This is a genomic window from Nocardiopsis terrae, assembly GCF_014651695.1.
In the GTDB taxonomy this organism is placed as follows: domain Bacteria; phylum Actinomycetota; class Actinomycetes; order Streptosporangiales; family Streptosporangiaceae; genus Nocardiopsis; species Nocardiopsis terrae.
On record NZ_BMXJ01000002.1, the window covers coordinates 422685 to 437817 of the forward strand.

Genomic DNA, 15133 nt, shown 5'->3' on the forward strand with positions numbered 1-15133 from the left:
GTTCGGGCGCGGAGCCGGGTTAGCTTCGGACGATGGCCAGGACCTCGTCGCGCAGGCTCGCCACGGCCGTGTCGTCCGGGGCCTCCACGTTGAGTCGCAGCAGCGGTTCGGTGTTGGAGGCTCGCAGGTTGAACCACGCCCCGCCGGGCAGGGAGACGCTGAGACCGTCGAGTTCGTCGACGGTGACCCCGTCCCTGTCGGCGAACCGGGCGCGCACCGCGGCCATGCGCCCGGGGGCGTCCGCGACCTTGGAGTTGATCTCGCCGGAGGCCGCGTACCGGGAGTACTCCTCCGTGATCTCCGAGAGCGGACGGTCGTCCGCCCCCAGGACCCGGAGGACGTGCATGGCCGCGAGCATACCCGTGTCGGCCTTCCAGAAGTCCCGGAAGTAGTAGTGGGCGGAGTGCTCCCCGCCGAAGATCGCGCCGGTCTCGGCCATGGTCGCCTTGATGTAGGAGTGGCCGACCCGGGTCCGTACGGGCTTTCCGCCCCGTTCGGCCACGATCTCGGGTACCGCGGCGGAGGTGATGAGGTTGTGGATGACCGTGCCGCCGGGTTCGCGCTTGAGCTCCTCCGCGGCGACCAGCGCGGTGACGGCGGACGGGGAGACGGGCTCGCCCCGCTCGTCGATGACGAAGCAGCGGTCGGCGTCGCCGTCGAAGGCCAGGCCGATGTCGGCGCCGCTCTGCCGGACCTTCGCCTGGAGGTCGACCAGGTTGTCCGGGTCCAGGGGGTTGGCCGGGTGGTTGGGGAAGGTGCCGTCGAGTTCGAAGTAGAGGGGGACGACCTCCAGGGGCAGCCCCTGCTCCAGGACGGCCGGGACCGTGTGTCCGCCCATGCCGTTGCCCGCGTCCACGACCACCTTGAGCGGGCGGGAGCCGGACAGGTCGACGAGGTCGCGCAGGTAGTCGGCGTACCCGGACAGCAGGTCCTGCTCCGTGAGGGTGCCGCGCGGGCCCCGGCCGCCGTCGGAGGCCTCCGGGTCGGTCAGGTTCCGCTCCGCCAGTTCGCGGATCTCGTCCAGGCCGGTCTCGGCGCTGATCGGCGCGGCCCCCGCGCGGCACATCTTGATGCCGTTGTACTCGGCCGGGTTGTGGCTGGCGGTGAACATGGCGCCGGGCAGGTCGAGGGAGCCCGAACCGTAGTAGAGCAGGTCGGTGGAGCCGAGCCCGGCGAACACCACGTCCACGCCCCGGGAGAGGACACCGTCGGCGAAGGCGCGGGCGAGCTCCGGGGAGGAGGGCCGCATGTCGTGCGAGACCACGACGGCGGGGCCGCCGACCACCTGGGCGAAGGCGGAGCCGACCGCCCGGGCGATGTCGGCGTTGAAGGTGTCCGGAATCACACCGCGTACGTCGTATGCCTTGAAGATGCTTCCGAGATCAGCCACGTCTGCTCCGGCCAGGTCGGTTCTGCGACGAATTCGGTCCAGCGCCCTGTGAATCGAGCGCCGTACAAAACTAGCAAGAGCCCGCCGGGCCGCCCCTCGGGCACCGGCCGGGCGCACGCCCGCCTGGTCGGGCCGGGGCCGTCAGCTCTCGGGGTGCGGTGGCCGCTGCTCACCGCGGTCGGACTTGACCACACGCAGGTGCCCGCGGCGCAGCGTCTCCTGGCCTTCACCCACGGGCTCCCCGGGGGACGGCTCTGGGCGCGTCGGCGGCCTCGCCGCCTCACGTACGGCGTCGGCGAGGGCCTCCAGGTCATCACTGCCGGGGCCACCCCCCGACGTCTCGACCGGAAGCCGGACGACCTCCCAGCCCCGCGGCGCCGTCAACCGTTCGGCGTGTATGGCGCACAGGTCGTAACAGTGCGGTTCCACGTAGGCGGCGAGCGGACCGAGCACGGCCGTGGAGTCGGCGTAGACGTACGTGAGCGTGAATACGGCGGGCTGCCTGCACGCGGTGCGGGAACAGCGTCGAACATGGCTCACAGCTTTTGACTGTATGCCTTTACCGAGGGACACGCCAGCATCGTCCCATGACCTGCACAGTTTTTGGGCGACTGTTCTTGACCCGGGCAGGTCGTGCGGCTCCGGGGAGAGCCGGCGTGTCCCCGCCCGGAGCCGGCCCTGACGCCGGTTGGCCACCGGGGCTACGCTGTGGGCCCGTGATGGCTTAGTCTCAAGGTGTGCGACGAGTGCGCCTTTCCAGTGGCCAACCAGACCGAGTGCGGCGCCGGGACCGCCGCGGCCGAGGCATCCGCGGTCCTCTCGTGCCCTCTGACCTACCTGTTTCCCGCAGCCGGGCACAGGCATTCGACGATCTCGTCCTGGACGCGGTCGAACGCCTCGAACGGTTGTGGGCCCGCGAGCTCGCGAACGTCGACTTCCTCGTGGAGGACGTTCCCCCGATCCCGCCCCACGGTGAGCTGTCCGAGACGATCCCCTTCTCCCGCCTGGAGACCGATCCCGCCGGGCGGGCACGGATCATCGTCTACCGGCGCCCCGTGGAGATCCGGACGAAGGACCCCGAGGAGATGGCCCTCCTGGTCCACGAGACCGTGGTCGAGGAGGTCGCCAACCTGCTCGGCGTGGAACCCGAGTCGGTCGACCCGGAGAGCTGAGTCCTCCCGTCACCGCCCCGGAGCACGCCCCGGGGCGGTGCTGGCGTCTACCTGCGGCTACCAGCGGCTCCAGGGCCAGCGGACGAGACCCCCCACCGCGTTCTGGATGGCCAGCAGGGTGTCCGCGAACGCCGTCAGCAGCAGCACGAGGTTGCCCTCCGTCCACCACCAGACCAGGGCGCCCGCCCCGGCGAGCACGAGCAGGACGTGCAGGACGGTCCACGAGTTGCGAAACGTCCGGTAGACCAGCGGGATACCGTCTCTCATCCCTCTCACGCACCCTTTCCCTCAGCCGCCGGCACGGATTCGCGCGGCGACAGCACGGCCAGTCGCGGGTCGGTGGACCGCAGGGCCCAGTCGAAGACCCGGACGGGGTGGGACGGGTCGGCGCCGTCCTGGGCCCCGAGCGAGTCCACCGCGAAGTAGTCCACCATCCGGAAGTCCTGGTCGATGCGCCGCACGAAACCCTGCACCCCGTTCGCCCTCAGCCACTCCCGGACCGAACCGCTGTCCTCGGGGTCGAGGCCGCCGGTGTCCGGGAGCCTCCGGAGCACGTCGAGTTTGGTCAGGACGACGGCCAGGCGTTTGCCGTCCAGCCGCACCCCGGCAGCCCGGAGGCGGTCGGCCACGCTGGCGTAGGCGTCCTCCTGGTCGCCCTGGGCGAGCGGGACCGAGTCCCCCTCGTCCGCGAGCCTGAGCCGCTCTCTCACCGCGGGCAGGGCCAGGGGGTCGAGGACGAACAGCAGGGTGTCGGCCGTGTCGATGTAGCTCAGGGACTGCGACCGCTCCCAGCTCACGAAGTTCTCCCCCGCCGCGTCCATGAGGTGGACCTCGACCTCACGCCCCCGCAGGGACAGGAGGAGCGGGACCCCTTCGGGCCGGTCGTCCCAGGCGGTCTTGGCCACTCTGCGGCCCGTGGAGACGGCGTTGGCGGCGGTGCGCACGAACCCCTCGGCCCCCGTGGAGATCGGGGCGAGCGAACCCGACAGCGACTCCACCCGGCTGCCCAGCTCGACCACGCCGGTGGCCAGGAACTGGGTCTTGCCCGCGCCGACCGCGCCGATGACCGGCACCGCCAGGACCCGCCTGGTACCGCTTCCGTCCGGGGCGTTCTCCAGGCAGAAGGGGCAGAGGGCGGTCAGGTGTCTGGCCGCCTTGCTGACCGTCACCGGGATCCGGGTTCCGCATCCGCACCGCCGACGGGTGACGCCGAGGGGGCCGGGGCGCACGTCGTGGTGGATGGTCGAGCAGTGGGGGTTGGCGCACCGGTAGCTGGGCATGGGCGTGACCCGGTAGCACTTGACGCAGTGGAGTTCGGCCTTCCTGCGTTTCTGGGCCACCTGGCCGGACCAGCGGTAGACCAGGACACCGAGTTTCTGGAAGAGGTGCACGGTCCCGCCGAGGACCTGCATGATCAGGTACCAGCACAGGACCGACACCCACACACCCAGGGTGTAACCGGTGATGACCGGCAGGAAGAGGACGGCGATGAACCACCTGTCGAAGGCCGAGAGAAAGGCGTCGAAGCCGATCCGCCGCGCCGCCGCGAGGACCGCGTTGGCGTCCCGTTTGGACTGGTAAGGGATGTAGACCGGCCAGGCGTGATCCCAGCCGGAGTGCCTGGCCTGCCCGCGGGGGGCCTTGCCGAGCACCTCTCCCGCCACCACCGCCTCGGGTGAGGCGATCCTGGGTTCCTCCTCCTCCCTGCCCGCGAGGACGAACGGGGGCAGAACCACACCCCGCAGGACACCGCCGACCAGGCCCAGCAGTGAGGACCCGAGCCAGATGACGAGCACCCACGCGAAGATCCGCACGACGAGGGCGAGGAGCAGCCAGAGGAGGAAGCCGACGACGTAGATGACGATGGTGACCGCGAGCAGGCCCAGAGCAAGCAGGACCAGAATCGCTATGAGCTGCGGCATCTATCTTCCCCTTCCCCAACTGAACCGACCGGTCCCCCTACGGTGATCGCCCGGTTTGTCCAGGCGTCCCCTCAGGTAGCCGTCCAGTTCGCTGCGGAGCCGAAACTTGCCCCTGGCTTCGCGGATCAGGTCCGGTTGCGACTCGGCGATCCGGGTCAGGGCCGCGTCTGCCGCGTCGGACACCTTCCGGTCGGGGTCGGAGAGCAACCGCAGCGCCCGGTCGACCACGCTCGGTTCCCGGCGGTGGTCCGCCAGGCGCACCAGGTAGACCTGGATCGCCGCCGGACCCCAGGGGGTGACCGCTCTGACCAACTTGTCCCGCCTCTCGCGCTCGTCCTCGTCGCGAGCGGCCCTCTCACGTTTGGCCTTCTCGCGATCCTCCCTGTCGCGGCTGACCGTGTCGCGGTCGCCCTTCTCGCGGCCGTCGGGGCGCAGCAGCTGCCGACCGATGTCGGCCAGCAGGAACGGGGCCATCGACCGGACCTTGAGCAGGTCCGCCTCGAGGGTCTCGTCCGCCTCCTCGCGGCTCTTCGAACGCGCGGCGTCGAGGACCGCTCGGGCCCTGACGTAGTCGTCGGACAGTTGGGCGAGCCGGGGCTCGGGGGCGCCCTCAAGGGCCTTCAGAAGCCGTCCCCAGTCCGCCGTCCCCACCTCAGAGCCCAGAGCGGGCATCAGTGTCCTGGCCTTCTCCAGCTCCGCTCTGAGCTTGACCACCAGGGAAGCGGTGTACCCGTGACGGGAGACCCACGACGCCCACAGTGCCGGGTCGTCCCGCACCTCGGAGCCGTCCAGGGCCAGTAGCCACGCCTCCGCGGGCATGGACAGAGCGGCGGTGATCCTCTCACGGCGCTCGGCGGGCGGGAGGCGGCTGATCTTCCCCGCCTCGATCCAGCCGCGCAGTTCGGGGCTGTCGTAGTCCCGCGCGAGGAAGTCCCAGTCGCCGCGCAGGAGGGCGTCGACGGCCCGCCCGTCGTTCGCGTGGAACGCCTCTCTGAGACGGCGTGCGGTGGCCGCGGCCACCTCCTGCCCGCCGAGCCACAGCCGCCACTTGTCCCGACCCAGTTCCGGGTCGGTCAGCCACAGTCCCGCGAGGTTCTCCGCGGCGGCGGCGCGCGACTCCGCCGTCACCGGGGCACCGACCGCTCCGGCCGCGCCGAAGAGGTCGGGCAGACTCTCCTTGGGCGCCGAGGCGAGCACGGTACCCAGGAACTTCCCGGCCTCCGCGCGCTCCTCCGCCGACTCCCACTCCACCGGAGTCCGGGCACCGGACAGTTCCCGGGCGAAGGAACCGGCGAGCGCGGGCACGGCGGTGAGCGCCTCCAGCACCGGCAGGAGCACCGCGCAGGCCACCTCGTCCAGCCCCAGGCCGTGCGCGTTGCGTACGGCGCGCCCGGCCAGGGCGAACTCCTCGGAGGTGGTCGGACCGTAGGTGACGGCCGCCTCACTCAGTTCCTCCCCGTACAGGGCCAGGTCGTCCTCCAGCCCCGCCTCGGCCAACCGGTCGATCGCCGAGACCGCGGTGCGCCAGGCGCGGGCCCCGTCGTTGCCGGAGTCCGGTACGCCGACCAGTCGGGCGGCCTCCTGGGCCAACCCCGCGCCGAGCACCGGCTCCCAGCGCCGCGAGACCTCCACGGCGGTCAGGGCCTCGGCGGCGTCGTGCTCGATGAACAGCGCGGCCCGCGCCCGCGCGGCGTCACTGGGTTCGATGTCGGGGATCGAGCGGTTGACCAGGTCCAGGACGTTGGCGGAGCCGAGGTCGACCGCGCCGAACTCGGGACTCACCCCGACCAGGGCGGCGTCGACCCGCCAGGGGTCGTCCACGAGTGCCCGGAACTGGAGGGTCCGGGCGCGTTCGGACTCCACGAAGAGCGTGCCCAGCGCGATCCACCGCATCACCTCGTCGAGGTCGGTGTGCAACAGCACCGTCTTGGTCGGTGCGGAGCCGAGGGAGGCGTCGATCATCGTCAGGTACTGCGGAAGGACCCGCGCCGCCCACTCGTCGCCGCCGACCATCTCCTGGAGGGCGTCCACCTCGAACTCGGGGCGGACCTCCAGCGGAGTCACCCATGGTGCGGGCTCCGGCCCGGAGGCCTTCTCCAGGTTCCACTGGAGGGCCCCGTAGAGCTGGGCGGGGCGGTAGGGAACGAAGTCGTCGGGGTCGGAGGTGGCGATGACCTGGGTGACCTGGTTCCCGGGGCGGCCGCTGTTGGTGACGCCGGTGGACCTGCCGCGCGCGAGGTAGCTGCGCCCGTCCCTGACCTCGAAGGCGCAGGTGGGCGGGTGGTCGAGGGCGTCGTGTCCCAGCGCCCAGGTGGGGACCACCCGGTGGAGCAGCCCCTCCCGGATGCGCTGCTGGTCCACCCCGGTCAGGCCGGCGGAGACCGCCTGGAAGTTGAATCCGTCGACGCCGTCGATCGCCTCACCGGCCGTGACGTCGGTGTAGGTCGCTGTCTCGAAGGCCATCTCACGCTCCCGTCGACGGAATGAAGCCGCGTATGGCCATGAGCCAGAGCAGCGGCTCGGCGACGCGGTGGGGCAGCAGGCCTCGCTGGTTCACGCGCTGGGAGGCGTAGTCCGGTTCGGCTCCCAGGGCCGAGGCCCCGAAGAGGCGGAAACTGGTGTAGTTGTGCTCGAGTTTGCGGATGAGTCCGGCCCCTCCCCACTGCTGGATCAGTAGGCCCACGTGGTCGTGCACCGTCTGCCCTTCCGTCTCGTCGAACATCGGCCGCTGGGACGAGGGGCTGCGCAGCGGGTGCCCCTCGTCGATCTGGTCGAAGAAGGCGTCGATCTTGGACACCACCACCGCGATGGGCTGCTTGATCTTCTTGGTGCGTTTGACGTTTCCGGTCGCGCGCAGGACGGAGGTGATGGCGTCGACCACCTCCTCGGGACCGGTCTCCATGAAGCCCGCGCCCTTGTCCACCGCCCGTTCGCGGTTCGCCGGGAACCCGAACGGATCGAGCAGCAGGATGACCCCGGAGGTGGCGCCCAGGTAGCGCTGGGTCATGGCGGCGTCGGTGGTCGCGAAGTCCTCACCGGCGTTGTCGTAGAAGGAGAAGACCGTGGAGGCGGTCCGGGAGGTCCCCAGAGCGCCCTTCTTGGTGTACCGCCACGAGTAGACCGCGGGTTCCTTGCGTCCGCTGCGGTTCTCCTGTGTCTGCCCGGGGACGGTCCCGCTGCCCTCGCTCATGAGCTGGTGGTAGGCCCGTAGGTCCTTGGTGAGCCCGGACTTGCCGCCCGGGGCGTCGATGGCCGCGTCGAAGCGGTCGGCGACGGAGTTCTGGAGTTCGGAGTCCAGGACCGAGAGCATGACGGTCTTTCCCGACCCTCGGACGCCGACCATGCCGAAGAGGGCCGAGTCAGCGCCGTACTCGGAGGGCAGGAGCGAATGGCACTCCGGGCACACCGGCGGACCGGGCTCGGAGCCGCAGCCCTCGCAGTTGCCGGAGGAGCCGAGTTTGGGCAACCCGGTCCGCTCGGACCCGATGACGGGCCAGTACCCGTTGGTGTCGTTGAAGTGCCTGCTGCGTGCCTGGTCGACCTTCTTCTCGCAGGGGGTCCTACCGGCCGCGTGCCGACCGGAGCAACGGTAGGCCAGTTTCCGGGGGTTGATCTCGGTGTAGCAGTACGGGCACGGGGCCGTCGTTGAGAAAAGCACTGCGCCTCAGCCTCGCATCTGGCTTGTCGGGGGATCCTGGAGCCGGGCTCCGCTGCCCGGTTCGGCGAAGAGCCGCACCCAGAACGGTGTGACGACTTTTCCCATCCTGATCTCGAACGTGAGGGAGCTCTGGTCGGTGAAGTCCAGTTCGCGGCGGTCCACAACCGTTCCGTCGGAGGGGCCTCCCGGCATGAACTTGGCTTCCTTGAGCACGGTGAGGACCGGGACCCTCCCGCGGAACTCCGGGGACCGGACGGTTATCCTGGCGGTGCCCTTCCCGCCCACCCAGGACCGTTTGACCTCGAGGGTGTAGCTCACCTTGGGCACGGTCCCGCCCAGCGGGACCGCGACGGCGGCGGACGCCCACTCCCGGCCTCCGGCGCGTACCACCGTGGCCAGGGCGAGGTCGCCGACCGCGTCCGCATGCGGGATGCGGACCCCGCCACCGTCGTTGTAGGCGGTCCGCGAGACCCGGCGGGTCCTGCGCTGGCCGTTCGCCTGCCAGGCGACCTCGATGAGGTGATCGCCCCGGGGCCACTCCCAGGAGAGTCGGAGCTCGTCACCCAGCCTTTCGACGGTCGGCGCCTTCACCTGTGGCGCCGAACCGGCGATCTGCGGGGTACCGACCAGACCGCCGTCACCGTCCACCGTCAGGGGGACCAGGAGGTGGACCTCCGGGAGGGCGTCGAACTCGCGCACGCTGCGCTCGGCGGTGCCCCCGCCGGGGCGCAGGGTCAGCCGTCGGCCGCGCATCCCGGTGAGCTGGGCCTGGGCGATCCGGGTTCCGGGTTCGACCCGCGCGTTGACCGGCAGCGCCCACAGCTCGACCGAGTAGCCGGAGACGGTCGGCCAACTCGCGCGGTGGCCGTCCGGGGACGACTCGATCCGCAGGTCCTCCACCGCACGGATGGATCCCCGCGGGGTCGCGTCCGTGCTGACAGCAGCCGATTCGCGCCGCTGGCCGGCCTCCGTGAGGTAGACGGCCGCGACGGAGAACCGGTACCTGGTCCCCGTCGTCAGCCCGGTGACGGTCATCTGCCCCGGCGTGGTGGGACGGTACGTCTTCTGACCGCCGTCCGGGGACGTCTGCGTGACGACCGCGCCGAGGGCCTCCTGCGAGATCCCCCACGAGAGCGACACCTGCGCGGAACCGGCCGAGGCGTCCAGGTCGAACGGCGGCGGCAGGACCTCGCAGGTGCCCGTGGCCGGGGCCGAGAAGACCGCGCCGTCGCGGGTGGCGAACACCGAGTAGCGCACCCGGGTGCCGACTGGGGGCTTCTCGTCACGGAAGAGCGTGCCCTCGAAACTCTTCGCGAGGAGGTCGCCGTCCCGGGGGTTGGCGGGGACGCCGCGGGTGGTCCGCACCACCGAGTAGCGGGCGCTCCCCTCCCCGTCGGCGCTCCAGGACACCGCGAGCGCCTGACCGTCGACCCGCAGCGACAGGTTCGCCGGGGGCAGAGGAGGCAGCCGCTGGAGCCGGTTGCGCAGCTCCTCGTCGCGGGTGTCGACGGTCAAAGCCTCACGCAGGGCGGCCGCGGCGGCCGCGTAGTCGCCGGCCTTGACCGCGGCGTCGTAGCGCGCGACGCTCTGGCTCTTCCTCCCTTCCGCCGCCTCGACCCGCTTGGCCAGTCGCTCCCGTTCGGCGCGCTCCTCGCGCTCGGGCTCGGGAAGGCTGTCGAGCAGTCTGCGGGCCTCGCCGAGGGCGCCGTCGGCCAGCCGGTCGGCGACGTCGTTGGGGCTGAGGACCTTCGTGGAGGCGGACAGCTTGGTGACCAACCGGGCCGCGTCGGTCCGGTCCACGCCGAGCTTGCACAGGTCCTCCAGCACGGTGACCTTCGGCATGCCGCGGCGCAGCAGGCCCCGCACGGTGTCCGCCAGAGCGGACAGGGTCAGGGCGTGCAGGTCGGCGGGCGAGGCGTACTCGGTCAGCGCGGCCAGCGCGTTCTGGGCCGCCTGGCGGGCGCCCTCCTCGACCCGGGCCTCCTGCTGCTGCAGCAGCTTCCTGGCGCTGGCCACGTCCTTCGGGTCCAGGGCCCGTTCGGGCTGGCCGAAGGCGAGTTCGTCGACGACCCGGATCCCTTCGTGCTGCTCGGGCCGGGTGACCACGTCGACCAGCGTCCGGAACTCGGGGAAGTCGGTCACCACGCGCACCGCCGGAGGCACCCTGACCCCGGGGACCTCGAAGTCATCGGTGATCCGCACCCCGTGGGCCGAGAGCGCGTCGGCCAGGTCGCTCCCAGCCGCCCCGCCCAGGCCCATGCCCGCGGCCAGTTCGGCGACCTGGTCCGGCAGCAGCACCTTCAGCGGGTGCTCCTGGGCCACGACCCGGGCGAACTTGTCCAGCTCCGCCCGCACGGCCTGGGTCCGGGCCCTGGACATCCCGGACCAGAACGCGGGGTCGGCGACGGGTTCCCCGGACTGACGCAGCAGCTCCAGCAGCTTCTTCAGCAGCTGCGCCGAACTCAGGCGCTTGGCCGAGGGGCTGTTGAACCCCGCCTCGACGCTGCCGAGGTGCTTCTCTAGCTCCGCCCCGTCCATCGACGGTTCCACGGTGAAGAGCTCGGCCATGTTCAGCCGGGCCAGAGCGGTGACCCCATCCGCCCCCTGGAAGTCCCGGATGGCCTGCTGGAGCGCGGCCAGCCGGTCCCTGTCCTTCTCCAACGGGATCAGGATCCTCTTCCTGTACTGCTTGGCGTCGAAAGCCACCCTTGCCTCCAGCCCGGCCGTATCAGGAACGCAGGGCGAGGCCGGAGACCTGCTTGGCCGCCTGCTCCACCTCGTTCCGGGAGAGCACGGAGACCTGGGCCTCCACGTCGATGGTCCGCTTGCCGGTCGGCTCGTAGGCCGTGACCCGGGCCAGGCCCTCGGCGGTCACGGCGAGGGTGATCTCGACCGGCGACTCCTTGGGCATGGGCGGGATATCCAGCGACTTCTCCTGGAGGAGCTGGTTGTCCTGCGGGGACGGCGACTCGAGCTCACCTCCCTGCTCGTAGAGCGCGATGCTGACCGCGGTCTGGTTGTCCTGGAGGGTCAGTGCCGTCAGGGGGTCGAGCTGGGTCGGGATGGAGTCGTTGGCGTGCACGAGGAAGCTGATGTACTCCTCGTCCTTCTCCACGTCCTGGAACCGGACGCCGAGACCGCGCGAGAGGACGTTGGTGACGCTCAGGGCCTTGGCGCCGCCGAGGAAGTACTTCTGTTCGGCGTCCGCCGCCACCGCCACCTCGGTGCCGTCGGTGGACAGGACCTCGTCCACCGCCGCCTGCCCGTAGATGGCGGCGCCCTTGGCCACGGCGAGGTCGAAGTCGCTCCGGGCAGGGTCCCAGCCGAGCTCCTCGCGCAGCGCGGCCTCGATCATGGGCATCTTGGCCGAACCGCCGACCAGCAGCACGCGGTCGACCGTCAGCCCCGGCTTCTTCTCCTCGGCGGTGGCCACGGTCCGCTGGGCGATCTCCAAGGTCTGCGCGACCAGGTGGCGCGTGGCGGCGTCGAACTCGTTCCGCGTGACCTCGATCTTCTCGTCGTGGTCCTTGTAGCGGCAGCGGACGGTCGCCTTCTCACGCTTGGTCAGGGACTTCTTGGTCTCCTCGACCTGCCCCGTCAGCTCGGCTTCGAAGTCCTCGTCGTGGAGGGGGTTGTCATCGCCCAGACCGGCGGCCTCGATGAACTTCTCCACGACCAGCCCGGTGAGGGCCGTGTCCCAGTCCGCGCCACCCAGGGTCTTGTTCCCGTCGACGGCAACGACCTCGACCTTGCCTGCCTCCGCGCGCATGACCGTGGTGTCGAAGGTGCCGCCGCCCAGGTCGTAGACCAGAACCGTCTCCGCGTTCTCACCGCGGATCCCGAGCGAGAGCGCGGCGGCCACCGGCTCGGTCACGATGCCGACCACCTCGAGCCCGGCGATCTCCCCGGCCTGCCGGGTGGCCTCCTTCTCCTTGACCCCGAAGTAGGCCGGGACGGTGATGACGACCTTGCTGATCTGCTGCTGGCCCTCGTTGTTGGCGGTGTTGACCAGTTCCTTGAGGATCAGCGCGGAGATGCTCTCCGGGGTGTACCTCTCGCCGTGGAAGTCCTGGGGGTAGGCCGTCCCCATGTGGCGCTTGATCAGCGAGCAGGCGTGGTCGGGGGCCGACCGCTGCACGCGTTTGGCCTCCTCGCCGACGACGATGTTGTTCCCGTCCTCGAAGTAGACCACCGAGGGTGTCGTCGGGTTGCTGTCGTAGTTGTTGACGACTTCGGCCTGCCCGAGATCATTGATCCGAGCAATAGCGGAGTACGTCGTACCCAGGTCGATTCCGTACACGCTGTCACTCAACGCAAAGCTCCTTCTCCGGAATTGGTCATGTGGCAACCGCCACACCCCGCTCGCGGTCGATATCCGCGACTGTTCACAATGACAGAAGCACTCTACTGAGGCGGCTGGTAACGGTAGACGCTCACCTGGGCCGGAAGAAACACCCGGTCAGCTCCGGCATAGGTGAATCCCTGCCGCAGGACGCGGTGAATGCGCTTGTCCATTTCGGCGTCGTCGGTGGGGACGACGCGGGCCGCGTGGTGTTTCCCGGAGTCGAACTCGGCGGAGGGTTCGGCTTCGACGGATTCCACATCGATGAGGCCGAGCGCTTCCTCGATGGAATCCATGAAGAAATCAAAGTCCTTCTCGGATTTCTCTCCGCGTTCACGGGCCTGTTCCGCGGCTTCGGCCGCCTGGGCGTGCAGACCCGCGAGCCTGCGCAGCACGGGCTTCAGCAGGGCCTGGACCTGGTCTCCCTGGAGTTGCTCGATCCGGCTCTGCATCTGCCGGATGATGTTCTCCTGGCTCTCACTGCGGGCGTGGAATTTCCGGACCTGTTCCTCGAGTCCGCCGACCGCCGTCACCACTTCACCGAATGGCGTTTCCCCCACCAGGGGATCACCGACTCCGTCTCCGCCTCCGCCGGCTTCGGCCGCGCCCGCCGTCTCCGAGGGAAGTTTCGACGGCTCCACCGGACCTTCCGAAACCTGGGGATCCAGATCGTTTTCCGAGGTCACCGGACCATCGAAACCCGGCGCGACATCCTCAGCGCCGGAATCCGCATCCGTGGTAGAAGCACCAAGCCCCCCGGTCGACGATTCACCCACGAAAACCTCCCAGACGCATCCGGCTCAGATCAGATCCGCGACAAGTATGTCAGACCCGGATTAGCCGTTTCGGACATTCTCTTGGCTCCCCGCGGCACTCACACCCGCGGACCTGGGAGAGCCCGGCCGGGTCCCGTCTGGGGGACCCCGGGTCCCGGCCGTGGGAGACCGGGGCCCGGGAAGGGGTGTGCTCTGAGGCCAGGACGGTTTCGAGGCCGGGACGGCTTCGGGGTCAGGGGACGATACCGGTCATGCTGTTACGCACGACCGGCAGCTCGACGTACACGGGTGCGGGGCGTACCGGCATAACGCTGACGCCCCCGCCCGCGCGCAGGATCCGGGCGATGTACACCGGGCCGGAGTCCTCCAGCAGCTCCAGCCGCACCGCGTGTCCGTCCTCGGGGTCGGTCCCGGCCGGGGCTCCCCAGCCCTCGGTGTCGGTTCCGAAGACGTGGGTGGTCCCCGCGGCCACCTCGGCGCGCACGGAGTCGCCCATGCTGCCGTCGGCGGCGATCGGGGTCGCCACGACCCTGGCGTCGCCCTCCAGTGCGCCCAGGACCACCTCGACGTCAGCCCCCTCGGGCATGTCCGGGATGACGGCCGTGGTGTCCAGCGGCCCCTGCAAGGGGTCCACGGACGCCGCGTACGCGGTCTCCACGACCCGCATGTCGTCATCTTCGGCTTCGGAGTCCTCGGCGATCACCCCGGCGACCACGGGGGCGTCCGCCTCCACCACGACCGTCCCCGGTCGCCCGTCGAGCACGCTCTCCAGGGTCAGCCAGGCCGAGGCCGCCGGCGGCACGTGCAGGACCAGCGGGTCACCGGCGGTTCCGGAGGCGTCGCCCTCACCGGCCTCCTCCCCCTCCGGCTCCGTCTCCTCCGTGGCGGCCACCACGTGCACGCGCACCTCGACCGGTGCGTCGCCGGGGGCCGCCACGATCAGGCGGCGGGTCCCCTCGCCTCCGGGGACCCCGGGAACGACCTGCCGCTCGTCCGGTGCCCGGGTGGGCGGGACCCAGTCGCTGTAGCCGGCCGAGTGCTCGGCGAGCAGTGCGGCGGAGACACGGCCCGTGCTGGTGCGCACGTGGACACCGATCGAGCTGGTGCTCTGGATGAGCTCGGTGACGTCGAGCCGGGTCGACTCCCCCGGGCCCAGGTGGATGCCGCGGCTCTCCGGCGAGTAGGAGGGGCCCTCCATGGTGTAGATGTCCACGCTGACGGTGGCCCGGAAGGTTTCCGGGTTGGCCAGGTGCACGGTGAGGGCGTCCAGGTCCACGCCCTCGGGGTCCGCGGCGCCGGGCAGGGCGAACCAGGTGCCGATGGCGGGCTCGGTGCAGCGGACCTCGGTGACACCGTCGGAGGAGACCGTGGTCTGCGCGGCGTCCAGGCCGGAGGCCAGGGAGCCCTCGGCGTGCAGGGCGGTGGGCACGGCCGCGTCGCCGGTGTCGGTGCGCCAGACGCGACCGGGTTCGGTCTGTTCCTCGCCCAGGAGCTCGCCCCGCTCGTCCGCCTCACCACCGGAGGCCGGGCCCTCCTCGTCCACCGCCTCGTCGGAGCCCGGGTCCTGCTCGTCCCCGGTGCCCTCCTCGTCCTCCTCCGGGACCCCGGGCAACGGGACGGCCCACAGCGCGCCCTCGTCGTCCCGGCTGACCCGGGGCGCGAATGCGGCCACGGAGCTCTCCGCTCCGTCGTCGTCCGACTCGTGCGGGGCCGGACAGACCCGGGCGGCCAGCTCCGGCCGGACGGTCCCCGGTTCGGTGACGCCGAGCTCCGCGTCGATCGGCCGGATCACGAACGCGACCCCGAACAGCGCGAGCAGGGCCAGTGCGACCAGCCCGAACAGCGCGAACCGGTTCTCCACGATCAGTCGCAC

General features: G+C 70.8%; 11 protein-coding genes. 1 reads left to right on the top strand and 10 read right to left on the bottom strand.

Annotated features, from left to right (window positions below; translation table 11 throughout):
- Positions 1–19: 19 nt before the first annotated feature.
- Together IE195_RS05920 and IE195_RS05925 are read right to left on the bottom strand one after the other, a co-directional pair.
- Positions 20–1390, bottom strand: a complete 1371-nt coding sequence (locus tag IE195_RS05920; RefSeq protein ID WP_191268362.1) for a phosphomannomutase/phosphoglucomutase — start codon at positions 1388–1390, stop codon at positions 20–22.
- A 141-nt stretch (positions 1391–1531) separates the two neighbouring features.
- Positions 1532–1930 (bottom strand): DUF3499 domain-containing protein, encoded by a 399-nt coding sequence (locus tag IE195_RS05925; protein ID WP_191268363.1) that lies wholly within the window; start codon positions 1928–1930, stop codon positions 1532–1534.
- A 236-nt stretch (positions 1931–2166) separates the two neighbouring features.
- Here IE195_RS05925 and IE195_RS05930 point away from each other — a divergent pair, with 236 nt between their 5' ends.
- Positions 2167–2562: a metallopeptidase family protein gene (locus IE195_RS05930; RefSeq protein ID WP_191269005.1), complete on the top strand. Its 396-nt coding sequence runs from the start codon at positions 2167–2169 to the stop codon at positions 2560–2562.
- Positions 2563–2619: 57 nt separating this feature from the next.
- Here the strand turns inward: IE195_RS05930 and IE195_RS05935 are convergent, their stop codons facing one another.
- From IE195_RS05935 to IE195_RS05970, 8 genes are all read right to left on the bottom strand, one after another.
- The gene (locus IE195_RS05935; protein ID WP_225942328.1) at positions 2620–2829 is read right to left on the bottom strand and encodes a hypothetical protein; all 210 of its coding nucleotides are present in this window, start codon (positions 2827–2829) and stop codon (positions 2620–2622) included.
- A 5-nt stretch (positions 2830–2834) separates the two neighbouring features.
- Positions 2835–4484 carry a TRAFAC clade GTPase domain-containing protein gene (locus IE195_RS05940; protein WP_191268365.1) on the bottom strand — a complete coding sequence of 550 codons (1650 nt, stop codon included), beginning with the start codon at positions 4482–4484 and terminating at the stop codon, positions 2835–2837.
- On the bottom strand, positions 4485–6947 hold the full coding sequence (locus IE195_RS05945; RefSeq protein WP_191268366.1) for a GAP1-N2 domain-containing protein: 2463 nt from the start codon (positions 6945–6947) through the stop codon (positions 4485–4487). It lies immediately after the preceding gene.
- A gap of 1 nt (position 6948) precedes the next feature.
- On the bottom strand, positions 6949–8142 hold the full coding sequence (locus IE195_RS05950; RefSeq protein ID WP_191268367.1) for a hypothetical protein: 1194 nt from the start codon (positions 8140–8142) through the stop codon (positions 6949–6951).
- Positions 8143–8148: 6 nt separating this feature from the next.
- Positions 8149–10848: a fibronectin type III domain-containing protein gene (locus tag IE195_RS05955; protein ID WP_191268368.1), complete on the bottom strand. Its 2700-nt coding sequence runs from the start codon at positions 10846–10848 to the stop codon at positions 8149–8151.
- Positions 10849–10870: 22 nt separating this feature from the next.
- Complete coding sequence (locus tag IE195_RS05960) at positions 10871–12454, bottom strand: Hsp70 family protein (protein ID WP_191268369.1); 1584 nt, start codon at positions 12452–12454, stop codon at positions 10871–10873.
- A gap of 92 nt (positions 12455–12546) precedes the next feature.
- Positions 12547–13260: a nucleotide exchange factor GrpE gene (gene grpE / locus IE195_RS05965; protein ID WP_229826096.1), complete on the bottom strand. Its 714-nt coding sequence runs from the start codon at positions 13258–13260 to the stop codon at positions 12547–12549.
- Between the two features lie 232 nt (positions 13261–13492).
- Positions 13493–15133, bottom strand: a complete 1641-nt coding sequence (locus tag IE195_RS05970; protein ID WP_191268370.1) for a DUF5719 family protein — start codon at positions 15131–15133, stop codon at positions 13493–13495.